Raw genomic sequence first — 23,586 nt, 5'->3', positions numbered from 1 at the left:
TTGTTCAATAAGCCCGGAGTCTTGAAAATTGTTGAAATTCCCTGTGCATATTCGACAGAATATGTTAAATTAATACAAGGATTGGTGTATACATTGGGAATCTTAAAATCGGGGGACAGCATGAAAAACATTGTACCGGCAGTTGTAATTGCTTCTTTACTAGGAATCAACGGTGTTGTTGGCTACATTTGGTATAACAAGGCACAGGACAGGTCCCAGGTTCCGTCTGGTGGCGTCAACGATGTCAAAACGGAGCTGGCCTATGATCCCCTAGACCCTGCAAATCAAACTCACAATACATCAAGCGGATCAGAAGCCTCTTCAACAGTATCGGTACAGCCTGAATCGAATCAGCAGCAGACAGCCGAAGCTCAAACGGCGGCCGCCACAGTCCAGGCAGCTGCTCCGGCAGTAACGACCGCGGCTGCTCCAGCACAGGCAAAAACAGAAAAAACGAAGGCACAGCCCGTTGTTTCCGAAACAACGGCAACCGTCATGCATGAAAAATTTAAGTACATCGGAGAAACGGTCAATGGGGCGGCGAATGGACAAGGTACGGCTTACTACAAGAACGGGCAAAAGCGCTATGAAGGAGAATTCCGAAACGGCAGCGCCAACCTCGTAGGCAGGTCCTATTATGAAGACGGGGCATTGCGGGGTGACGGAAAGCGGGCCAACGGGAAGATTCAAATCGTGACATACAATGAAGACGGAAGCAAATATTCTGATCGAAGTCACGCGGAGAATAGTAAGCTGGGCACAGCTACCATTTATTACCCGGGCGGAAGCCTGATGTATTCCGGTCAAGTGTCGGCAGTAACGGGTATTCCTGAGGGGCAGGGCACGGAATATTATGAGAATGGCACCAAGCGGTATACCGGAACGTTTAGAGAAGGGCTATTTCACGGTACCGGCACCTTTGTAACCGATGACCAAGCGGAATATTATGAAGGGCAATTCACAGACGGCATGTTGAACGGGTACGGCAAGTTTTATCTGGACGGCACGATGTATTATGACGGGGAACACAAGGAAGGCGTTTACAATGGCAAGGGCAAGTTTTATATGAATGGCGCTATCGCATACGATGGGGATTTCGTCGATGGAAATGCAAACGGCTATGGCAAATTGTATGATAACGGCAAGCTCGTATATGACGGTGAGGTAATCAACAACATGCCGACCGGAAATGGAACCAATTACTTGGGTACGGGTCCGATTAACATTCAAATTACAATTACAAACCCATACAAAAACTCATCTTCGGTCAAAACGTTCAATATGCCTCATGGAGTTAAGGTTACCCGGTAATCGAGAGGGAGCCAGCGCTGGAGGCGGGGACATCAAAACGGCACGTTCCATGCGGTTTTCATTCCTTTGTTAAACGTGATATGCTGCGCTGGCCAATCTGATTGAGCATCAAAGCACGCTTTGGCGGGTAAGGCGGTGGGCGCTGATTTTGCTGCTGCGGGAGCTGAAGCATAGACCGGCAATCTACATGAGGCATAGGCATACTATACCTGAGTCCTGAATTTTGAAAAAGGCAGTTCATCCGCTCTCTAGGAGCGGACGGGCTGTCTTTTTTGTTGAACTATCCACTATCCCATCAGTTGCTTGGCTTCCCAATACAGCACCTGAATAAATTTTTTGAGGTTGAGCCGGACCTGGGACTGCTTGGGGGCAAGATGGCTTTCAAGCTCCAGCATTTTTTTCCGGACCTCCGTAAAATCAAAAAATTTGGAGGCGTAATTTTCAAATTTGACATTGGAGTAGTCCGTCAGTCCGAGGGAGGCCAGATGGTTCAAGGCTTGCAGAATTACCCGTCGTATCCGCTGCTCGGCGGCTTTGCATTCTTTTTTTACGCTGTCGGGGGCGGCAGCTTGTCCTAATTTTTTTCTGGCGATTTGCTCAAACAGCAGCTGGAGGGGAGGAAAGCCCTGTTCCAAGGCCTCCTGTTTGTGATGGGCATCAAGAACCTCCAGCATATCCAACAAGTCCTTGCAGCCGGCCTCTCCAAGCATGCCAAGCTCCGCCAGCAGGAAGCTGCCGGGGGTCTGGATGCTTTTGGCCTCTGGGGGCGGGGCAGCGGCTCCAAGACCGGAAGGGATACCAAGGCCGGCCAGCGAACGCTGGATTTCCTGAATGGAGTTTTGAAGCTTCATCCGTTCAATGACCTTCTGAAGTACCCCGATTACCTCCAGCCGGTTGATCGGCTTCGTCACATAATATTCGATTCCGAGGGCATAGGCGCTGCCCACCATGTCCTTGGATTCAACCTGGGAGATCATAATTATTTTGCCGCGGAAGCCTCCGTTCAGGAGACGTACTGTTTCGATTCCATCCCGGAGAGGCATGAGCAGGTCAATAAGGAGAATATCGATGTCCTTGGCGGCCAGCAGGTGGCTGTCTACGTACATGCCGTCTATCGCTTCGCCTGCGACCTCTCCCAAATCGGCTTCCTCAATAATGTGCGTGAGCATGGAACGAATCGCGGCATCGTCATCGGCAATAAAAAAACGCATCACGTGTCATCCTTTGTTTGATGGAGTAGGTTATTTAACGGAAGCCGGAGCGTGAAGCAGGTTCCTGCTTTTCCGTCCGGGCTGCTCTCAAAGCGAACCTCGCCCTGCAGGCCTTCCGTCAGCTCACGCACATAATACAGTCCGATACCCGTGGAGGCATTTCCTGATGCGTCGTACTTTGTTGTAAATCCGGGCTCGAACAGGGCGTGGTGAATTTTCGGCGGAATGCCGGGACCGGTATCCTGCACCTGAAGCAGCAGCACTTCTTCTTCTCGCGCGGCGGACAAGGTAATGCTTCCAGTGCTGTTTATAGCTTCTACCGAATTGGCCACCAGATTATTTAGGAGCGACAAAAGAGTATTTACCGGATACAACGGGTGAACACCATGGGTTTGAAGCTGAAAATCGATCGTTTTTCCAAGCATACGGGCGTATTTCCGGTTTGCTTTGATGACAAGCATGCCAAGCTCCTGAATCGGCATGACATTCGTGACGCTTTCGCTGGAAATAATGTGGGCGATTCCGGCATGTATCCGCTGGTGATCCTTTTTAATCTCATGAATTTGCCCTGCGATTTGCAGTGCCATTCCGGCTAGATCATCCCTTCCGGTTAAGCCGGTTTCCAGCTGGAGCCGCTTGTATAAGGAATAGCTGTCCCTTGTAATCCGCTCGGCATCCTGCTGTGTTTTTTTCAGTTGAACGGCTTCCTCATACAATTGGGAAATGAGCAGCAGCATTTGCTCATACTGCTGACGCCGGAGCCGATCGGATAGCTGCTGCTCCCGGTGCTTCAAGAGAATGAAAAGGCCAATGACACAGTAGCTGCGGAAAATGGCAATAAGCACAATTTCATTGACTTCGGGCAGGGTGAGCCCGGCAAAGGTTGCAGGGAAGCGGGCCCAAAGCTCGGCGCCATTTGCCCCAATCTCGGTTATGGCGGCCAGCAAGCCCATGACAAGCGGACGCTGGTGGAGCCGGTCAATACGCAGCAAATAAAAGAGCGCTGTATAGGTGACGTAATAGAAAAAGACGGTATGATGAGACTGAAACGCTTCAGCGCCGGGAAGCTTATGAAGAAGAATATCGAGACAGATACGAAATGCAGGGACTGTAACGGCAGTTGTCAAGCCGAATACAGGTACAGGAACGTGCCGGTTCCACAGCAAAAAAAAGAGAAATGCCGGGGTTGCCATACTAACCCGAAACGGGTTGTAAAACGGGTAAAACTTGAATTCTCCGGCAATTGCGACGATAACAGCCATAAATATGAGAAGCAGCAGCTTTTTTCTCAGTCGAATCGACCTTTCCGGGCTTTTTCTTACTATCTCGGAATGCTTCACGATCTATACGCTACTATTCCGCACAGAAAAAAGTGTAGGTTTTTATAGAATTTTATAGGTGCGGTTATATGATCACTCTACAGTGCGGTCAATTAGAAAGCAAGCGCTTATAGCTGATGAGTGGGGTGACACACCTATGAAGAAATTTGGATTGGCGGTACAGGTATTTATCGGGCTGGCGGCGGGCATTGCGGTCGGGGCGATTTTTTATGGAAATCCTGCGGTGGCAGCTTACTTGCAGCCGGTCGGCGATATATTTATCCGGCTGATCAAAATGATTGTCGTGCCGATCGTTCTATCCTCCCTGATTGTCGGAGTGGCCGGTGTCGGGGATATGAAGAAGCTGGGGAAGCTCGGCGGAAAAACGCTGCTATACTTTGAGGTCGTAACGACGATCGCCATCGTGGTCGGCCTGCTGATGGCCAATGTGTTCCAGCCGGGCGCGGGCGTCCATCAAGAGCAGTTGCTCAAAACCGACATCACCAAGTATGTTTCAACGGCTGAAACGGTACAAAGCCACGGCTTTGCCGACACGTTTGTGAATATTGTGCCGAACAATATTTTTGAGTCGCTGGGTAGCGGAAACATGCTCGCTATTATCTTTTTCTCTATTATGTTTGCGCTGGGCATTGCGGCAATCGGGGAACGGGGAAAGCCGGTGCTTGCTTTTTTCCAGGGCGTGTCGGATGCGATGTTCTGGGTAACGCATCAAATGATGAAATTCGCTCCTATCGGCGTATTTGCCTTAATCGGGGTCACGGTATCGAAGTTCGGTATTTCCTCGCTGATCCCGCTGGGCAAGCTGATTCTTACGGTCTACGGCGGGATGCTCCTTTTTATATTCGTGGTACTCGGTCTTATTGCAAAAATGGCAGGCACGAGCATTATCGCGCTGATTCGGATATTGAAGGATGAGCTGGTGCTGGCCTATTCCACTGCAAGCTCGGAATCCGTACTGCCGAGACTCATGCAAAAGATGGAGAAGTTCGGCTGTCCGAAGGCGATAACATCCTTCGTCATTCCGACAGGGTACTCCTTTAATCTGGACGGCTCCACGCTGTATCAAGCCATTGCGGCTATATTTATCGCCCAGATGTACGGCATTCATTTGCCGCTTTCGACCCAAATTACGCTGGTGCTTGTGCTGATGGTCACCTCCAAAGGCATTGCAGGCGTACCGGGCGTTTCCTTTGTTGTGCTGCTGGCGACATTGGGCTCAGTCGGCATCCCGGTCGAGGGCTTGGCCATTATCGCCGGGATTGACCGTCTCCTGGACATGGCCCGCACCGTGGTAAACGTGCTTGGCAATGGCCTCGCGTCCGTTGTCATGTCCAAGCTGGAAGGCCAGTATGACAAGGAGCAAGCCAATACGTATTTAAACTCCATCCAAAAGCTTGATAAAGCGGCCTGAATATAACGGGCCTTCGCGCTCGATAGAGCGGCAGTGCCGTGTTATCGGGGAAGAGCGCGGCTACAATTCCGCGATAAACCGCAAGCGGAGCCGCCGCTTATTCCCGAAAAGCAGCCCTGTAAAGCAGTCTTCTTTGCTTTACAGGGTTGTTTTTTGTCCGCAGGTACGGGTAAAATTTAACAGGAACAGAGATCATCAGGGAGGCTGCGGTATGATTATCCAATTAGGCACATTTGAAGTCACATCCGGTAAAGTGGTCGTTACGGACCCTTGCTACGAGCTGGGGAAGGAAGCGATTTTTATGGGCACCTTGGATCATGTGCTGAACGGCACCTGGTACGGCGAAGTGGAGAAGACAGAAGTCAACCATTGGGGCGAGGTTTGTGCGAAGCTGCTTGCTTTTCATTCTTCTTTCCGGGACCCGCACGATGCTTCGTTATGGACCAGATGCGATTTTATGGTTAGCGTGGACAGCGGTCAAGCCGGCGTATTCGATATTTCCAAGTATCGGGTGCCTGATACCGGAACGGAAGCCGCCGATCCGGCAGCGGACAGCGACTGGTATTTGGCCTGCTGCGACATCACGGAGGAAGGCGAGGAAGCGGGAGTTATTGACGGCGGCGTAGTATCCCGCTCGGGAATGGGTGACGGGGGCTACAAGGCGTTCGTGGCCCTGAATGAAGACCGGCAGGTGATCGGTGTCAAAATCGTGTTTATACAGTAACACAAGGAACCGAAGAGCTTCGGATACCAGGACAAGCATGACTGCTTATCTGCGGACTTGAGCTGGGGAGCGTGAGCTGCATGGGAGTGGCCTACAAAGCTTGTTGCAGGCATTGTTCATTTCAACGTGATATATATTGGGGCATTGGTTTTATTTATTTCGATTTGAAAGCATTAGCTGATTCGATTCAGGAACCGGAGGTAAAGCAGCGTGTCCTGCTGTTCGCAGCGGATGAAAGCACCGATCATAACTGCTATGACGCATTGTATGTTTGCCGGGAGTGAGAGCTTGCAAGTGTTGATTTGGAGTTGTCCGGGCCAGCGCTGCCGGAGGCTCTGGAGCTTGGCTGGGATGATCAGGCGCATTTTCACCCTTATGTATTCCGCTGGGAGGAGCTGGAGATTATTTGCCGGTACTTGGGCAAACGTCCGGAGTTTATAGTGAATCCGGTAGTTCCTCTGCTCCTTCTGTACCGGTTCGCCCCGGTTACCGCGGCGGATGATGAAGCGCGCATTAGGCAGCTTTTGAAGGCGGCTTGGTCTTCGCTCGGCTTATTTACCGATAGTGAAATAGAGACGATTATTGGGAAAACAGTTCCTAAACGCGGCGATTTGCACTGGGCTCCTCATGCCGAGTTCGGATGGGTGCTTGAAGGAGAAGCTGCGTATTCCTTACGCTGGGCGGAACATGACCGGTTTCCGTTTGCCCAGCTCCAGGAGCTGGTGCGGGGCGCGGGAGATGGGTTTGAATGAGCGGGTGCTCCCATCACGCACCTGAGTCGGCTGGTGTTCGGCTAACCGAATGGAACAGTAAAACAATCTCTCTTGGCAGTGGAAGCCGTGTGTTTCTGGTGCGGGAGAGATTTTTTCTGGAACAATAACCCATATTAAGGTAAAATAGGGCAGTAGACCCATGATCGCGAATGTATGAGTAGGCATTCAGACAGGCTGGAACAAAAAAGCAATTTTTTTACAATAAATGTGTATATTTTTACTAAGTCTGGATCAGGCATAAAGAAGAGGGGCGAAAGTATGTATATGGTTTCCGGGCTGCGGTCCGTGGTGACGGATGGGGAACTGAATGACACGGAACAACGAAGCGGGGTTCGGTTGCCGGAAGCCTATCGTCGTTTTTTGACAACCTACGGCGAAGGCACATACCGGGGAGTCTTAAATATAACGCGTCCTGATACAGGAGTGCTGGGTGAGTTTGCGGAATATGAATTTTGGGAGCACGATGAAAAAAGCCCGATTTCGCGGGAGCAAATTGAACAGTGCGTTGTGGTGGGCACATCGATTGACGGGGATTTCCTGGCGGTTTCGTCCGAGGCAGACGGGCTGCTTTGGCTTCCGCGGCATAGCGACCGTATCAGTCTCGATCAGGTACACGAATTGGAGCTATTCCAAGCGTTTCTGAACCGGAAGATTGCAGAAGTATACGAAAGCAGCCCTGCAGAGCCGGCGTACTTTGAGCCATGGCACGGCCAAACGCAGCACGCCTTTTTTCTGCTCGACAAGTACCGCTTTACCTTGCCCGAGCTGGCTCCTCTTGTCAAGGCGCAGTTCGGAGCGGATTTATACATTTCCGATGAATACAGCGCCCAAATTTTTTTACAATCCCTTGGCGGTTATCTCCGTTTGAATTATGCCAATGGAGTGGAGGTCGCGGTTTTTTATGAGCAGGGGAGGGAAACGTTGTTTCAGCAAATCGCGGATTTTCTGGAGAACCACGGCTGCAGGGAACATCGGCAATGAAGTAAAAACGGCAATGATGTCATGAAGGCTTCATAATTATAACAAACAAGCTGCCCATCAGGGCGCACGCACATATCTTGTAAAAAAAGATAGGTGTGGGGCTTGTGAGTCACGACAGAAGCTTGATTTCGTTCCCCCAGGCTGCGGCGGACCGTCCTGCCTCCAATCTGGAATGGTGGTATTGCTACGCATTCCTTACGGGGAGCGCGGGGCGCCGGTATGCCGTTATGGTATCCTTTTTCCGGGTCGGGGAGCTGCCGGTTCATAAAGGCCATTATTTAATTTCTTCGTTTACCTGTCTGGATGAGCGGAAGGTTCAGGCCAGATCCTATTTGGATCGAAGGCTGATTCATCAGCTGAAGGGCTTTTACTTTCCGGCTTATTTCCTGCTGAATCCCGGGGACCGGAGCATGTGGAAGCAGTACTCAACGCTGCTGGCCGGCAGCCTTCCATCCCCTCATCTTCGGATGGGCCCTTCATCCGTGCAAGCGAAGCCGCCCCGGCTCATTTATGGAAATTATGAATGGACCTTTCCCCATGAGGAGAAGCCGGATTTTGACTTGTTGATCCAGGAACGCTCCGCCCGTCTTCACTTGAATTTCACGCCGGTGAAGCCGGCTTCCCTGATTGATGAGCACGGCACGATAAATGGCTTCCGCTATGCTTCTCTGACGCGCAATCAGGTGACGGGAGAGCTGCAAACCCCGGACGGGCTTCAAACCGTCTCTGGTGAAGGCTGGTTTGACCGCCAATGGGGGCGAAATTATGGCCTGCTGCTGGGTACCGGCTGGGACTGGTTCGGATTACAGCTGAAGGACGGACGTGATCTGCTGATCAGCCGTCTGCATCCGGCGAATTCCGAACTACCGGAGGAGCCTGTAGCCAAGCTAATTCATACCAATGGCGAGATTGTCACAGTGGGGCGAGTCGGCTTGCAGCCGCTGCGATATTGGAAAAGCCTGTATACGGGAATGAAGTATCCCGTCGAATGGCAGGTGGACCTGCCTGATCTGTCCATAAGCTTACATGTCGCCCCGCTGTTGAATCAGCAAGAAATGCCGATCATCGGGCCGTTGCGGGCGATATGGGAAGGAGCCTGCACGGTAACCGGAGAAAGCCGGGGGCCGCAAGCGGCGCGAGTGCGCATTCGAGGAAAAGGGTTCATGGAGCTCGTCGGATATACTGAGGGCTCAGCTTAGAGGCTGTGCTTTGGGTTCTCAGGCTGGGAGAGGGATGGGCGTATTTCCGGGCAGCCGCCATTGCGAGCTGATGATCCATTCCTGCTGCAGCAAGCAGCGGCTACCAAGCGTCTTAATCCCGCTGAATAAGCGGATACATGATGAAAGCAGCAGGGGGATAGAAAGGCAATGAAGGGGAATGGAGATGCTGCAGCGGCACTTGCCGATTATGTGTATAAGCTGGAAAGCGTCGAACGCGTGAATACGCTTCGGCCCTCATTTTATCAGCAGAAAACCAGGTACGGCCTGCTGCTGGTGCGCGAAGGGGACGGAGAGCTTGTCATTGCCGGAAGGAGCTACTCTTTTAAGCGGCACAAGGCCTTCATCCTTCCCCGGGCAGCCTGGTTGTGCTGCGTCTGGCTTCAAGCCGTCCGGGGGATTTTTATTATATGCAGTTTTATGCGCTGCAAGCCGCGGCGCAAGGCCAGTTCGAGCCTGCTCTATGATCAGATTTCTCCGCAGGGCGAATGCTGTACCACTTGTCCGAAGGTCAGAGAACAGGACGGACGAACCTCCTAATGATGAAGACGCAGCAGCTCCTACAAGGGGCTGCTGTTTTTGTAGGTAGCCCGAAGGATGTTGTCAAGATGACTGGTTATGTGGCATCGAAGCGCCGGCTTGCAGCAATATTCCCGCCTTTGTCTGGCGCGTCGCATTCGGTTGCTGTATACTACAGGAGGATTTATGTATCTTGCAGCTTCTAAAACTGTAATTATTATAATTTCAATTTAATGAAAATAAGTTAATAATTGGGAGGAAGCAGGCATGCTGCATCCAGAAACTGAACATCTTTCGACCGATTTGGTGCTTAAATCCGTGGAAAGAAGCGTGGCGATGATACGCTTTGATGTCAATCGCCAAGTCACCTATGTCAATGAAATGTTTGCACATACGATGGGCTACAAGGAAGAAGAAATGCTGGGAATGCACCACAAGTCGTTTTGTTTTCCTCATTTTGTGGAGAGCCCGGGCTATGAGCGGTTATGGCAAAGCTTATTATCGGGTACAAGCTTTCAGGATAAGATTGAAAGAATGGATTCAAAAGGAAATACGGTCTGGCTTGAAGCGACCTATGCGCCCATCTTCGATGAAAGCGGCGAGCGTGTTGTAGGCGTTGTTAAACTCGCTACGAATATTACAGCACGGCAGCAAGCCATTAGTGATGTCGTCAAGAAGCTGCAGGGGATGTCAGAGGAGCTCAATCAAAGGGCGGAAGCAGGGATGAAGCGGAGTCAGGAATTGCTGCAGAGCATCGGCAATATCGCAGGGGTCGCCAGCGGAAACAGCCTGACCTTGACGCAGCTGGAGCAGCAGGCAGCATCTATTCAAGGGATTGTCGACACGATACGCGAGATCGCGTCGCAGACAAATCTGCTTGCCTTGAATGCGGCTATCGAAGCGGCCCATGCAGGGGAATACGGCCGGGGCTTCGATGTGGTTGCCAAGGAGGTCAAGAAGCTGTCCCTCCGGGTTCAGGAGTCGATTATTGAGGTCAGGGACAGCGTGAATGCAATCACAGCCGAGATCGGCAATATGTCCCAAGGGACCAGGCAGGTGCAGCAATATGTTGAAAAATGCCGGCAGCAGATTGAAGTGGCTATGGATGATTTCAGGACAATTACATCTTCGGCCCGGCAGCTGGATCGGCAGGCAAATGGAGTCACGGACATCCTATAGTCCGTCATTCCTTTCACCAGGCTGTCTCATGCTCTGACTTTGCACCCAGGGAGGAAAAAAATGCTGTTTTCTACCTTTATCACGGATACAAAGCATCCGTTATCCGCGCTGGATGAGTCCTCTATTATTTCCGTTAGCGACATGGCGGGAGTCATTACATATGTCAACCGCAATTTTTGCTCCATATCCGGATATGCTGCTGAAGAGCTCATTGGAAAGACATATCAGGTCATTGACTCCGGTCACCACTGCGAGACGTACTTTAAGCAGCTGTGGGAGACGATAAGCCAAGGAAGGGTATGGAAGGGAGAAGTGAAAAACCGGGCCAAAAACGGCACGGAATACTGGCTTCATCTGACCTTGGTGCCCTTTATGTCTTCCGAGGGCGTGCTCTTTCAATATGTTTCCATCGGGACGGACATTACGAAGCGCAAGCAGATGGAAGAAGCGCTCACGCATACCGTAAAGGATCTGCGAGATATAAAAAACGCACTGGATGAATCTTCGATAGTCGCGATTACAGATAATCAGGGCGTCATTACCTACGTAAATGATAAATTTTGCGAAATATCCAAATATACGCGTGAGGAGTTGCTCGGAAAAACGCTTCAGGTACTAAACTCTAATTACCACCCGAAATCCTTCTTCAGGACGATGTGGAGGACCATCAGGCAAGGCGCAGTGTGGAAAGGGGAAGTGAAGAACCAGGCCAAGGATTACAGTGGATATTGGATGAACACGACCATTGTCCCGTTTCTGGATGATCAGGGCGTCCCGTATCAATACGTTTCCATTGGCACGAATATTACCGATCGGATTAAAGCGGAGACCGCCTTGACCGAAGCGCTGCAGAGCGATTTCCGCAGAACAGTGAAAAACCTTCAAAACTGCATTTTCAAAATCGTTACGGAGCAAGGGGGCAGCATCACGTTTACGTTGTGCGAGGGGAAGATTGCCGAGGAGCTTGGCCTGACCACAGATCGGGTTTTGGGCAAAACCTCGCGTCAAATGTTCCCTAATGAAGCGGCGGAGCAGCTAGAAGCCCATTTCTGCAAGGCGTTTGACGGAGAAATCGTAAACCTGGAGCTGGAGCTTGCCGGGCATTTTTATTTCATCACTCTTTCACCTATTCAGGAAAATGGAAACATCCTGGAGGTCGTCGGCTCCATGAGCGATATTACAGCGCGGAAAAAAGCCGAAGAGACGATTTATTATATGGCCCATTACGATTCTTTGACCCGGCTGCCGAACCGGCTGCTGTTTCATCAGAAGCTGAGAGACGCGCTGCTTCGGGCGAATCGGAAACGGAAAAAGCTGGGTGTCATGTTTATTGATTTGGACCGGTTTAAAAATATTAACGATACTCTGGGCCATTCCATCGGCGATGTGCTGCTGCAGGAGGTCGCCGGAAGGCTGACCGGATGTCTGCGCAAAGAGGACTGCATCTCCCGTCTGGGCGGGGATGAATTTGTTATTTTTCTGACCGATATTACAGCAGTGGAAGCGGCCGATATCGCGGAGCGGATCATTGATGCAATGTCCAAATCATTCGCTCTTGGGCATTTGGAGGTATACATTACACCGAGCATCGGTATCAGCATGTATCCAGAGGACGGACAGGACTTCGAAATTTTGTTGAAAAACGCGGATGCAGCGATGTATCTCGCCAAAGAGAAGGGGAAAAACAACTATCAGTTTTTTACCTCGGAGCTGCATCAGGCCCTCTCCAAAAAATTGAAGCTGGAAAGCGATCTTCGCAAAGCGCTGGGCCAGAATCAGTTTATGCTTCATTACCAGCCTAAAATCAACATGGAATCCGGAAGGATTATCGGAACGGAAGCGCTTATCCGGTGGGAGCACCCGGAGCACGGCTTAATTCCGCCCGGACAGTTTATCCCGCTGGCGGAGGAGACCGGGCTTATTAACCCGATTGGAGAATGGGTGTTACGGACGGCGTGCCGGCAAACCAAAGCGTGGCAGGAGGCCGGACACGAGCAGCTCACGGTGGCTGTTAATATTTCGATGCGGCAATTGATGCACAATAATCTGATTGAGATGATTCAGCGAATCCTGGATGAAACAAAGCTGCCTCCCGCTACGCTGGAGCTGGAAATTACGGAGAGCATGGCTTTGGACGTAAGCTATACCATTCGGGTGCTGAACAAAATCAAAAGCCTCGGCGTCAGCATCAGCATTGATGATTTCGGAACCGGATACAGCTCTTTAAGCTATCTCAACCAATTCCCTATCGACCGGCTGAAGATTGACCAGTCCTTTATCCGGGAGCTGAGCATAAGCAATCAGGCGATTATCAAAACCATCATTGATATGGCCCATAACATGAATATTGCGGTTATAGCCGAAGGGGTGGAGACCCAGGAGCATGTAGATTATCTGAAGCGGCTCCGGTGCAATGAGGTGCAGGGTTATTTCTACAGCAAGCCTTTGTCTATAAAGGAAGCAAATGTATTATTTCCTAGCCTGCTCGGTTGAGGACGGAATACAAATTCCGGCTGTATCTCCCGGGTATGGCTGCCATACCCGGGAGATACAGCCGGATGTTCTTGCAATTTCAATGGCATATAGCCTATGCGGCGCCAGGCTCCATCCACGACTACAAGGACTGCTGATGAAGCAGGTGATGGTAAACCCCTTTTCGTTGAGAAAGCTGCTCATGCGTGCCGCTCTCGACCACGGTTCCCTGATCCAGCACGACGATCAGATCGGCTTGGCGAATTGTACTCAGCCGGTGCGCGATAATCAGCGTCGTCCGTCCTTGCAGCATCTCGCCCATATTCTGCTGGATAATCCTCTCCGATTCCGAATCGAGCGCGCTGGTGGCTTCATCGAATATAAGAATTCGCGGATTGTTTACGAGCGCGCGCGCAATAACGATACGCTGGCGCTGCCCGCCGGACAGCCGGATGCCGCCTTCGCCAATCATGGTAGCGTAGCCGAGCGGCAGAGCTTCGATGAACTCGTGGGCACCGGCAAGCCTGGCGGCCCGTTCGATTTCATCGATGCCGATATTTTCCCCGTCAGGAGCGATATTGTCCCGCACCGAGCCCCGGAACAGCATGGTTTCCTGCTGAACGACGCCCACCTGCCTGCGGATGGAGGAGGCATGCACCTCGCGCAGCGGATAACCGTCAACATAGATGGTCCCGCCCGAAGGTTCCAGCAGCTTCAGCAGCAAATTGGCAAGGGTTGATTTGCCCGAGCCGCTCCGTCCGACAAGCGCTACCGTTTGTCCGGGCTTCAGCTCCAAATCGAGGTTCTGCAGGATCATCTTCCCGCCCCGGTAGTACTGGAATGACACCTTTTCGAAGCGGACATGGCCTTGAATCGACGGAAGCAGACGCATATGGTCCGGCCGGAGATGCTCCGGTGTCGATTCGTAGACATCGTTCAGCCGTTCCATGGAAATGCGCGCTTCCGAGAGCTCGCCCCAGCGCTGCGAAATCATCTCCAGTGCGAACATAAATGAGGTAAACATCACCGTGTAAGCAACAAGCTCCCCTACGCTAAGCTAGCCCTCCAGAACATAGCTTGCGCCAGAATAAAGCAGAGCCGCATGGCTTAAGGAGCGCAGTGCGGATGACACCGCTTTAGCTGTCGCCTCCAGCCGGTTGCCCTCCAGCCGCAGCGCGAGCAGGCGGCTTAGCTTGTTTAACAGCTTCCCGCGCACCGTTCGTTCCATGGACAATCCTTTGACGGTTGCGATGGTATGCACAGCTTCTACAATCTGTGTCTGGGTTTCTCCCTCGGCAATAAGCTGCTTGCGGAGATTGCGGCGTATTCTTGGCAGCATGTAAGCATAAAGGCCGATATACAGCGGCATGAGTGCGAAAGAGATTAACGCCAGGCCGGAATGATAATAAACCATCAAGCCACCATACACGAGCAGGGTCAGCAAATCCAGCAGCAGCTCAATGGCATGGTCGGTTATTAATCTGCGAATCTTTTCGTTCTCGTAAACCCGTGTCAAAATGTCTCCCGATGTTCGTTTTGTAAAATAGGAATAAGGCAGGCGGAACAGATGACGGTAGAAGCTGTCCAGCATCGAATGATCGATTATATAGGCAATCCGTCCGATTAGCGCCTGCCGAATGGCGGTACTAACGGTACTAAAGCAGATAAGCACAAGAATGACGGCCATCATGATATGAAGCAGCGGCCAGTTTGCCGTGTCCAGAACGCGGTCGAAAATGAGCTGCGTCACCACCGGAAAGGCAAGAGAAATAAGCTCGATGGCTACGGATAGCCCGAATGCCGACAGCAGCAGCTTTTTGGATGGATGGAGGTAAGCAAGGTAACGTTTCCACAAAATTTCCTTGTCCTCCAATGGAGCGAGCCGCCCGGCCGGCTCTATGGCGACGGCTAACCCGGTCTAATGTTTGCTGAAAGCCTCCAGCGTCACGGTATCAATGTAACCCAGAGCCGGATCGGCCACAACGACTTCATGCTCGCCGACCTCATAGACGACAAGGTAGTGATTGCCGTTCCAATGCGCAATGAAAGGAGTTGGAAGCTCTTTTAGGAGGCTGATCGTCGTATTCAGGCCTTTAGCCGTAAATCCGAGCGATTCGAGGGTTTCGATCAGCCCGTGCATAGAGGTTCCTTCAGCTCCCACATTGCATCGCTCACGCATCCGGTTCACGCTGGCGTTCAAGCCGTAATAACGACAGATCATGGTTAGACATGCAGGGCCGCAGTCCATCTCGCTCTGCTGCATAATGACAGGGAATTTGCGCCGCCACTTCCAGGTCCTCCACGGTTTGGCAGCATGCCTGTCGCCCGCCTCATGTTCAAAGGCGTTGTCCGTCTCGCTCACGATCGGAATGGCCTCATCGGCTTCCTCCGGGGGCGTGACCATAACCATCGTGTTGGCTGTGTAGTGGGCGGATATACGGCTAATGGATTCCAGAATCACTGGATAGGTTTGGATCAGCTCATCAAAATCCGTCTTTGACAAGCGGGAGGCGGTCAACGTTTCAGCGGCTCGAATCGTCGCTTTGCGCGGCTCGCCCGTCAATAATGCCAGTTCCCCAAAAAAATCCCCAGGATACAGCCGGTTCACGATCGCAGCCTCCGGGCCTTTCTCCACAACCGCCGATCCGTCTTTCAATATATAGAAGGAGTCGCCGGCCTCTCCCTCCCGAACAAGGCAGGAGCCGGCCTCGTACCTGCGGGCTTCCAGCCGGACGAGCAGCGAACGAAGAGCGGCATGGTCTACATGGGTAAGCACGGTGCTGTTTTTCAGAAATGTGCGCATGATATCCGAGGAAATATATTGCCTGAAATAGTTCTCCATAGCTGGATGCTGGGCTACCATATCCTGGAATTGCTGCCGGTCAAGACGCAGCACTTCAAGCGAGGTAGATGCGCGGATCGTGAAGGGGGAGGCAGCCTCTCCTTCGAGCAGACTATGCTCGCCGAAATGCTCCCCCGGATGCAGCAAGCCAAGATTCGTTTCCTTGCCTGCATGGTTGACTCCCACTTTTCTGGCTTTGCCAGATACGATAACGTAGAAAGCATTCGCTTTGCTATTCCGGTCGACGATCGTTTGACCCATGGTAAAAGCTTCCGATTGCAGCTGTTCCGCCAGCAGTTGCTTCTCTTCCGCGGTAAACACATCGAACAACGGAATTTGATTCAGATCATGTAGACCATTTCCTTTCACTAGCTCCCATCCCTCATCTACGTTCATAATTCTGCATGAATGTCGAGCGTACTCAAGTAAGCATCCAGCTTAGATTGGAATAGCTGTTCACGAATGCTCGCTTTGATGGCTTCGCTTAGTTCCCCGGGATACAGATTTTCTACCAGAATTAAGCTATATTCACGTTTCCGCTCGAATGGGCCAAGCAATGCGCCTTTGCCAGCGTTAAATACTGCGGCGGCTATTTCGGGTTCCAGATCTCCCCGGCTTATGAAACCGGCGTACCCGCCTGCTTTGGCTGTTGCCATAGGTTCCAATACAATTCCCAGGGTCCGTTCAAGGAAATGATCCCGTCCTCCTGAGGGTTCCAGTGCTGCAAGTCCTGCGCATTCGAGGCCGCATAGGATTCGTTTGCTTCTGCCCCGACGGATGCTGAGGCAGTGCAACAAAGGATCAGAACCATTAGCCAACAAGCAGCGAAAGTTTTCATGCCCACTCCCCAGACTAGCACAATTTGGACCGATCACAGCCGGTCCGTCTGCCACGTCAGCATAGAAACATCATCTCTATGCTGATGTTCCTTCTCATGAGACTCGCTCAGGTGGATTATCGCAAAAAACGAATCGGATTTGAAGCGAGAATGCTTGCAGATTACGGGAAAAATCAGGGCAACGGTGCGGCTGAGCGGCGGGCGATGATTTCACAGGGAAGAATGATTTTTTTCCAGGGGGCGGCGCTTTGATCGGGGCCTTCGCCTGCAATCCGGTCCAGCAGCAGCTGAATGCCGAGCTCGCCGAACTGGTAGGCAGGCTGGGCGGCAACGGTCAGAAACGGATCGATGAGGGCCGCCGGGTCCAAATCGTCGAAGCAGACGACGGACATCTGCTCGGGTACGGCCACGCCCAGCCGGTTCAAGGCCCGGATAAGCGCCAGCGCCAGGAAATTATTCGCGGCAAAAATCGCGGTCGGACGCACAGGGCCGCTAAGCAGTCGTTCTGCGGCGGCAAGTGCAGTTTGCTCGTCCAAACGTCGATAACCAATCTCCATATACAGATCGTCCATATACGGCAAATCTCCCAGCTTAAGCGCATCGGCGTAGCCCTGCTTCCGGTGCCGGGCCGTCGAGGTGCTGCTCAATCCGTTGACGAATGCGATTCGGTGATGTCCGAGTGAAATCAAGTATTCGACCAGCTTTCGCGCGCCTTCGCGGCTGTCCCCGAGCACCATGTCGCTCTCCGCACCAGGCACCTCCCGGTCCAGCAGCACGAACGGAATGCGATGCTGGCGCAGCTTATGCAGATGCTCCAGGGACGCGTCGCCGGATGGAGCCAGCACGACACCGTCTACACGAGCTTGCAGCACCATGTCGATATATTCCCGTTCTTTGTTCAGGTCCTCGTCGCTGTTGCTGAACAGCAGCCGGTAGCCGCTTCGTTTGGCAGCGTCTTCCGCACCTCGCGCCAAGGTTGTATAGAAAGGATTCGTAATGTCCGTAATAAGCAGGGACAAAATTTTCGTCTCCTGCACGACCAGACTGCGGGCCGCCGAATTCGGGATATAGCCCAGCTCGTCCATAACCGCCTTAACCCTGCGGCGAGTGCTGTCGCTGATACGCCCTGTGTTATTGATAACTCTCGAAACGGTCATCGCCGACACTCCGGCCTGCCTGGCAATATCATAGATGGTTACCATCTCAAAAACTCCTTTAACCGGTATCGCTCAAATACTGCTCAGAAGCTCAAAACAGTCGTGTATTGAAAAAAGCCTTCGTATAACCGCTGCGCGCGGCGGTCTGGTCAGCCTGCGGCCAGTACAAGCTCACGACGGTCCGAGAAAAGCGCAAGGCATTCCGGCGCAGTCAAGTAAGCGGGATGCCTGCAATATGGGGGTCCTGGCGGCTTCCACCCAAGGCATGTAGGCTCCGCAGGTGCAGGATAATTGTACGGACATCACATCGTCATACCGGTTTCAGGCATGTGCAGCTGCATGGCGTGTGTAATCCGGCAAGCTGATTTTATGCCTCCCCAGGAGAGGAAGTTGTCCTTATCCGAGACGGGGCGGCGGGATAGTTTAGGTTATATTGTAGCCGAAATCAATCGTTGACAGCAAGCAAATGAATTGATATTTTAGAGTTATCGGTAACTCAACATTCATATTCCAATACTTCAGGCGGTGGTCTAGAAATGGCAGGAAATATTGAAGCCGGGGCGGAAGCGCTGGTGATGGACGGCAGGGATCATGTGGCGACGGCAATTAAGGATTTGGCGGAAGGTCAGCAAATTCGTTATCTTGTCGGCGGCGAGGCTCAGCAGTTGACCTGTTTGAATGCGGTCCCATTCGGTCACAAAATTGCAATTGCTCCGATCCAGGCCGGCGATCTGGTGCTGAAATACGGTGAGGTCATCGGCCGGGCAACGGCTGCAATCGTTCCGGGTGAGCATGTTCATATACACAACGTGGAAGGCATTCGCGGCCGGGGCGACCAGGCGAAGCCGGAGCCGGTGAAGGAGGAGAAAGCATGACAAGCACCATTATGGGATACCGCCGGGACAACGGGACATTCGGCATCCGCAATCATCTGCTGATTATGCCGACTGTCATCTGTGCCAATCAGGTCAGCGTGCGCATTAGCCAGCTGGTGCCGGATTCGGTGGCGATTCCGCATCAGCACGGATGCAGCCAGATCGGGAACGATGTGACGCGAACCTTTGATACCTTGGCAGGCACAGGGAAAAATCCGAACGTAGGCGCAGTGATCGTCATCGGCCTTGGCTGCGAGGTTATTGATCCGGAGGCGCTGGCCGCTGAAATCCGCAAGACGGGCAAGCCGGTGGAGGTGCTGGATATTCAGTCCTGCGGCGGGTCCATCAAGACGATTCAAGAGGGGGCGGCGATCGCCAAGCGGCTTCGCGCCCAGCTGGATGCGCTGCCACAAACGCCGATCCCGCTGGAGGAGCTGATTGTCGGCGTCAAATGCGGCGGTTCGGACGCGACGAGCGGACTGGCCTCCAATCCGGCGCTAGGTGTAGCGGCCGACAAGCTGATCGAAGCGGGCGGCAGCATCGTTATCGGCGAGACGACGGAAATTATCGGTGCCGAGCATATACTGGCCGAGCGCTGCCAGACGCCGGAAACCGCAGAGAAGCTGTATCACATTGTGAGCCGCTTCGAGCAGGAGGTCGAGCGCATGGGGGCGGATATGCGGGGCGGCAACCCGAGTCCGGGCAACATTGCCGGGGGCTTGACGACTATTGAAGAGAAGTCGCTCGGCTGCATCAGCAAGTGCGGAACCGCGCCGATTGCCGGAGTCATTGAATATGCCGAGCCTTTGACAGGCAAAGGCTTATATTTTATGGATTCGCCGGGCAATGACATTGAATGTGTTTCCGGTATGGCCGCCAGCGGCGCGCATATCGTGTGCTTCACGACCGGGCGGGGAACGCCGACAGGATCGGCGGTTATTCCGGTTATCAAAATAACGGCAAACGGCCGGATGTATGACAAAATGTCCGACAATATGGACGTCAATGTTAGCCCGATGCTGGAAGGCACAATGAGCCTGGAGGAGGCCGGTCAGCTCATTTGGGACGAAATCCGTGACATCGCCGGCGGCAAGCTGACCAAAGCCGAGATTCTCGGCCATCAGGAATTCAGCATTAACCGGATTGGACCGAGCTTGTAGGGCTTAGAACCCGGCGATGAAATGGCGGCATTTTTAAAAGGGGAGATTCTAAATGGGAAGATTGCAGGGTAAAATCGCGCTGGTGACGGGAGGCAGCCGGGGAATCGGTGAAGCGGTCGTTATCCGGCTGGCGGAAGAAGGCGCGCACGTGGCGATTAATTTCACATCGGATTCATCGCGCGATAAGGCGGAAGCGGTGCGCAAGCAGGCGGAAGCGCTTGGGGTGCGCGCCATGACGGTCCAAGCCGATGTCGGCAGCAAAAGCGAAGTGCTGAGCATGTTTGATGCGGTGGAGCGGGAGCTCGGCCCGGTCGAAATTCTGGTCAATAACGCGGGCGTTGCACCGTTTGAATCGTTTCTGAAAATAAAAGAAGAAACGTGGGATCGAACCTACAATACAAATGTGAAGTCGATTTTTCTGTGCTCGCAGCGCGCAGCGTCTTCCATGATTGAACGCCGCTACGGCAAAATCGTCAATGTTTTGTCGACTGCCAGTCTGGTCGTTACCAGCCCGGTCATTCCGCACTATCAATCCTCCAAAGCGGCGGCCCATATGCTGACCAAGGGCATGGCTATTGAGCTTGGCCCGTATAACATTAACGTGAATGCAGTCGGGCCCAGCACGGTGGATACGGACATGTGCACGGACTTTTTGGCCGCTCCCGGCATGCGTGAGAAGGAGATGAACGCCAATCCGATGAAACGGCTTGGCACCGCCCGCCAAATCGGGGATGCGGTCGTGTTCCTCGCATCCGATGAAGCGATGCAGGTCAACGGGCATCTCCTGATGGTTGACGGCGGTTTGACGGTGAAGGCGGCTCAGCCGGATGATCAATTGGAGCGCTAGGGGGATTCAGTCATGGCGGCAGTTTTATGGGAGTATTATATCGGTACGAATCGGTCTGAACTGGCTTCACTTGGCGAGGAGGGCTGGGAGCTTGTCAGCGTCGCGGTGTGGAACGGGGAAGAAACATTTTATATGAAGCGGCCTGCCCCAACCTTGCGGGAGCAAATCACGCTTTCGCAGCGGGATCATGTGCTTGTGCAGCAGAAGGAGGCACAGTCATGAAGCGGAGAGGAATTTTGAATCCGGCGTTGAACCGGGTGCTTAGCGAAACAGGCCATACGGACATTATTACAATTAGTGACCGGGGGTTTCCGGTTCCGATGAACGTGGAGCGGATCGATTTGGCGCTGACGGATGATTTGCCGACAGTGCTGGACGTTCTGACCGCCATCCACGGGGAATTCATTATCGACACGATTATCGTGACGGAGGAGATGGCCGCCGCCAGTCCGGAGCGGCTGGAGACGATGCGGCAGAGGTTCCCGGAATTGAAGTTTATGGTCATTTCCCATCAGCGGTTTAAAGCCATCTGCCCGGAATCCAGAGCAGTGATTCGCACGGGGGACACAGTGCCTTACGCCAACATTATGATTATTTCCGGTTAACCGGCAAAAACCAGGTACATGCTGTCCGAATGACGGCGCTGTACCTGGTTTTATTGTTACATCAAGCAGCTAGAAGCTAGACGCAGTGATTGAAAATGAGGCTCAGGTCATCACTGTGAATAACATCATACATGATTTTTGTAGTAAATGTAGTAAAGGATAAGAGCGGATTTATTTCTCCTGCAGCAGCATCGTCCATAAATCGGACTGCTCGTAGCCCAGACGCCATGCGGCTACTCCGGCGAGCTCATATTTCTTGGCAATGGCCAGCCGCGCTTTGACGGTTTCCTCGGTTTCCATCCACAGCACGAAGGTATAGCCATCCTCTGTGTATTCCGCTTTGTATTGCCCGTAAGTGCTGTCCCAGGTGAGCTTCGCATTTTTGCTTTTGATCAGATCGGACAGCTGCTTCATCAGGACGGCGCGGCTTGAGACCAGACCGCCGCTACTGTCGATTTTCCATTCCCGCACATAGAACGGGATGCCCATAATCAGCTTGTCGCGCGGAATGCCGTAAGACAAAAATTCCTGAACGCCTTGCTCCACCCAGTCCAGTCCGGCTACCGATCCCGCGGTCGGCCCGGAGGACCAGTTCTGATCATAGGTCATCGTGACGATGTAATCGACCATGGCTCCAAGCTTCTCATGATCGAAGGCTGTCAGATGATTCCATTTTATACTGCCACGCGGTAAATCCACGGACACCACCAGGCCCTTGGCATGGGCGCTGTCTGTCAGCTTTTTCATAAAAGCGGTGAACGCCGCGCGGTCCTTTCCGGCCAAATTCTCAAAATCAATGTTGAGTCCATCGATGCCAAGAGCGGCGGCCCGTTCCACAAGATTGGTTACAAACGATTGTACAGCGGCGTCATTGGCCAGAAACGCGCTGGTCAGCGAAGCATCGAATTGATTATGGACCAAGGCATGCACCTGATGGCCCCGCTGCTTCAGGTAGGCGACCATATCCTTGCTGGAATTGTCGGTAAGCTTGCCGCTTGCGTCAGCGAGCTGGAACCAGGTCGGAGAGTTGACATCGAGTCCTTGTACAGCAGAGAGCTGCGTCTTAATCGTATCTGCGGATGAAACCCCGTTCCAGCCCCATAGCTGGAGCTTGCGGAAATTGTTCCACAGCTGCTTGCCGTCAAGTGTGGCGATCGACGCATTGGCGTACCCGGCAGCATAGCCAAGAGCCGCGGCAACCGTGCTGTATTCTCCGATCAGCGTATCATTTTGATACACTTGATAATAAGGCGAATTCGTCCAGATGGTGCGGCCGTCAGTGATGACGCGGGCATGGCCCCACTGCTTGGCATAGGCGATTGCTGCATCGAGACTGATAAAGGCATCCAGCGTCTGGCTATTCTGAAGGACAATATACGGCGCATCATTGCGGTAAACGGTTTGTTTCGTATCTTCCCGGACCACGCTGGAACCGGCCCAGCTAAGCGCCTCCTGCACGGCATCCTCCAAATAAGCGAAGGTCCAGCTGTCTTGGGTATAGCTGCCCTGCATAACACGATAGGTTTTGTCCCCGGCGCGAAGGGCGGCTTTTTGGGTAGCTGTTATGTTATCCCAAATCCAGGTGTTGTTGGCCAAATCGATAATGTGAGCGCCGGACCATTTGGCCGCCTCGGCCTGGGCCTCCTTCAGCGTCTGAAATTCCCAGCCGTCGAGCGTCATATCCCCCTGATACAACCGGTAACGGGGGTAATTGTTCCATTCCCACCCGCTGGATTGCAGGTCCCGGATGCTGGCATGGCCCCATTTCTTGGCCTCTTGGATGGCTTCGGCCAAGGTTTGGAATTCACCTATGCCGGCATCATACTGATATACTTTGTACCGGGGCAAATTGTCCCAGATCCACGTACGCGTTCCGATTTCCTCTACGTGGCTGCTGGACCACCGGCGGGCATATTGTATTGCACTCGCAGTGCTGTTGAACTCCTGCAGCAGCTGGTCGTTTTGATACACACGGTATTTGGTCGTTTTATCCGCTGCAGCCGCAGTCAGCACAGTTCCCTGCATCATGAGGGCGAATGACAGTGCGGCGCTAATCCATCTTTTTTTACTCATTCCTCCTGGTTGTTCCTCCTTCTATTAATCTAGTAATCTATACTCTACGAA

Annotated in this window: 22 protein-coding genes; 14 read left to right on the top strand and 8 right to left on the bottom strand. The window is 52.7% G+C overall.

Features of this window, described 5'->3' with window-relative positions:
- The first annotated feature begins 120 nt into the window (after positions 1 to 120).
- Positions 121 to 1,311, top strand: coding sequence for a hypothetical protein (locus tag WBG83_RS01710; RefSeq protein ID WP_336742108.1), 1,191 nt, complete (start codon positions 121 to 123; stop codon positions 1,309 to 1,311).
- 287 nt (positions 1,312 to 1,598) lie between these two features.
- On the opposite strand, the gene WBG83_RS01705 is transcribed toward WBG83_RS01710, so the two are convergent.
- Positions 1,599 to 2,522, bottom strand: coding sequence for a response regulator (locus WBG83_RS01705; protein WP_336742106.1), 924 nt, complete (start codon positions 2,520 to 2,522; stop codon positions 1,599 to 1,601).
- Complete coding sequence (locus tag WBG83_RS01700; RefSeq protein ID WP_336742105.1) at positions 2,522 to 3,862, bottom strand: sensor histidine kinase; 1,341 nt, start codon at positions 3,860 to 3,862, stop codon at positions 2,522 to 2,524. Before WBG83_RS01700 ends, WBG83_RS01705 begins: the two co-directional genes overlap by 1 nt.
- Positions 3,863 to 3,998: 136 nt before the next feature.
- Between WBG83_RS01700 and WBG83_RS01695 the strand changes: the two genes are divergently transcribed.
- The 8 genes from WBG83_RS01695 (at position 3,999) to WBG83_RS01660 (ending at position 13,159) form a co-directional block, all read left to right on the top strand.
- Positions 3,999 to 5,273, top strand: coding sequence for a cation:dicarboxylate symporter family transporter (locus WBG83_RS01695; RefSeq protein ID WP_336742103.1), 1,275 nt, complete (start codon positions 3,999 to 4,001; stop codon positions 5,271 to 5,273).
- Positions 5,274 to 5,484: 211 nt separating this feature from the next.
- Positions 5,485 to 5,997, top strand: coding sequence for a DUF4241 domain-containing protein (locus WBG83_RS01690; protein WP_336742102.1), 513 nt, complete (start codon positions 5,485 to 5,487; stop codon positions 5,995 to 5,997).
- Between the two features lie 308 nt (positions 5,998 to 6,305).
- Positions 6,306 to 6,749: a hypothetical protein gene (locus WBG83_RS01685; protein WP_336742100.1), complete on the top strand. Its 444-nt coding sequence runs from the start codon at positions 6,306 to 6,308 to the stop codon at positions 6,747 to 6,749.
- Positions 6,750 to 7,028: 279 nt separating this feature from the next.
- Positions 7,029 to 7,751 (top strand): SMI1/KNR4 family protein, encoded by a 723-nt coding sequence (locus tag WBG83_RS01680; RefSeq protein ID WP_336742098.1) that lies wholly within the window; start codon positions 7,029 to 7,031, stop codon positions 7,749 to 7,751.
- A gap of 104 nt (positions 7,752 to 7,855) precedes the next feature.
- Entirely contained in the window at positions 7,856 to 8,950 is a 1,095-nt protein-coding gene (locus tag WBG83_RS01675) for a lipocalin family protein (RefSeq protein ID WP_336742096.1), read from the top strand.
- A 168-nt stretch (positions 8,951 to 9,118) separates the two neighbouring features.
- A complete protein-coding gene (locus tag WBG83_RS01670; RefSeq protein WP_336742094.1) occupies positions 9,119 to 9,508 on the top strand; it encodes a hypothetical protein in 390 nt (129 codons plus the stop codon).
- Positions 9,509 to 9,754: 246 nt separating this feature from the next.
- Complete coding sequence (locus WBG83_RS01665; protein WP_336742092.1) at positions 9,755 to 10,666, top strand: methyl-accepting chemotaxis protein; 912 nt, start codon at positions 9,755 to 9,757, stop codon at positions 10,664 to 10,666.
- Between the two features lie 60 nt (positions 10,667 to 10,726).
- Positions 10,727 to 13,159, top strand: a complete 2,433-nt coding sequence (locus WBG83_RS01660) for an EAL domain-containing protein (protein WP_336742090.1) — start codon at positions 10,727 to 10,729, stop codon at positions 13,157 to 13,159.
- Between the two features lie 121 nt (positions 13,160 to 13,280).
- Here the strand turns inward: WBG83_RS01660 and WBG83_RS01655 are convergent, their stop codons facing one another.
- From WBG83_RS01655 to WBG83_RS01635, 5 genes are all read right to left on the bottom strand, one after another.
- Entirely contained in the window at positions 13,281 to 14,162 is an 882-nt protein-coding gene (locus tag WBG83_RS01655; RefSeq protein WP_336742612.1) for a peptidase domain-containing ABC transporter, read from the bottom strand.
- A 33-nt stretch (positions 14,163 to 14,195) separates the two neighbouring features.
- A complete protein-coding gene (locus tag WBG83_RS01650) occupies positions 14,196 to 14,993 on the bottom strand; it encodes an ABC transporter transmembrane domain-containing protein (protein ID WP_336742088.1) in 798 nt (265 codons plus the stop codon).
- A gap of 63 nt (positions 14,994 to 15,056) precedes the next feature.
- The gene (locus tag WBG83_RS01645) at positions 15,057 to 16,349 is read right to left on the bottom strand and encodes a cyclic nucleotide-binding domain-containing protein (protein ID WP_336742086.1); all 1,293 of its coding nucleotides are present in this window, start codon (positions 16,347 to 16,349) and stop codon (positions 15,057 to 15,059) included.
- A gap of 23 nt (positions 16,350 to 16,372) precedes the next feature.
- Positions 16,373 to 16,636: a peptidylprolyl isomerase gene (locus WBG83_RS01640; RefSeq protein ID WP_336742085.1), complete on the bottom strand. Its 264-nt coding sequence runs from the start codon at positions 16,634 to 16,636 to the stop codon at positions 16,373 to 16,375.
- A gap of 355 nt (positions 16,637 to 16,991) precedes the next feature.
- On the bottom strand, positions 16,992 to 18,020 hold the full coding sequence (locus WBG83_RS01635) for a LacI family DNA-binding transcriptional regulator (protein WP_336742083.1): 1,029 nt from the start codon (positions 18,018 to 18,020) through the stop codon (positions 16,992 to 16,994).
- Positions 18,021 to 18,511: 491 nt separating this feature from the next.
- Here WBG83_RS01635 and WBG83_RS01630 point away from each other — a divergent pair, with 491 nt between their 5' ends.
- From WBG83_RS01630 to rbsD, 5 genes are read left to right on the top strand one after another with little or no spacing between them, the layout of a single operon-like run.
- Positions 18,512 to 18,850 carry a UxaA family hydrolase gene (locus WBG83_RS01630; RefSeq protein WP_336742081.1) on the top strand — a complete coding sequence of 113 codons (339 nt, stop codon included), beginning with the start codon at positions 18,512 to 18,514 and terminating at the stop codon, positions 18,848 to 18,850.
- Positions 18,847 to 20,010: a UxaA family hydrolase gene (locus tag WBG83_RS01625; protein WP_336742079.1), complete on the top strand. Its 1,164-nt coding sequence runs from the start codon at positions 18,847 to 18,849 to the stop codon at positions 20,008 to 20,010. Before WBG83_RS01630 ends, WBG83_RS01625 begins: the two co-directional genes overlap by 4 nt.
- A 52-nt stretch (positions 20,011 to 20,062) precedes the next feature.
- Entirely contained in the window at positions 20,063 to 20,857 is a 795-nt protein-coding gene (locus tag WBG83_RS01620; RefSeq protein WP_336742077.1) for an SDR family NAD(P)-dependent oxidoreductase, read from the top strand.
- A gap of 12 nt (positions 20,858 to 20,869) precedes the next feature.
- Entirely contained in the window at positions 20,870 to 21,079 is a 210-nt protein-coding gene (locus WBG83_RS01615) for a hypothetical protein (protein WP_336742075.1), read from the top strand.
- Positions 21,076 to 21,462, top strand: a complete 387-nt coding sequence (gene rbsD, locus WBG83_RS01610; protein ID WP_336742073.1) for a D-ribose pyranase — start codon at positions 21,076 to 21,078, stop codon at positions 21,460 to 21,462. The genes WBG83_RS01615 and rbsD overlap by 4 nt, the downstream gene beginning before the upstream one ends.
- A gap of 171 nt (positions 21,463 to 21,633) precedes the next feature.
- Here the strand turns inward: rbsD and WBG83_RS01605 are convergent, their stop codons facing one another.
- Complete coding sequence (locus WBG83_RS01605; RefSeq protein ID WP_336742071.1) at positions 21,634 to 23,535, bottom strand: glycosyl hydrolase family 18 protein; 1,902 nt, start codon at positions 23,533 to 23,535, stop codon at positions 21,634 to 21,636.
- Positions 23,536 to 23,586: the final 51 nt, after the last annotated feature.

This window comes from Paenibacillus sp. y28, from assembly GCF_037137075.1.
Taxonomy (GTDB): Bacteria; Bacillota; Bacilli; order Paenibacillales; family NBRC-103111; genus JBBBNV01.
Note: the sequence above shows the minus strand (reverse complement) of the source record. Positions and strands in the feature narration are given on the sequence as shown.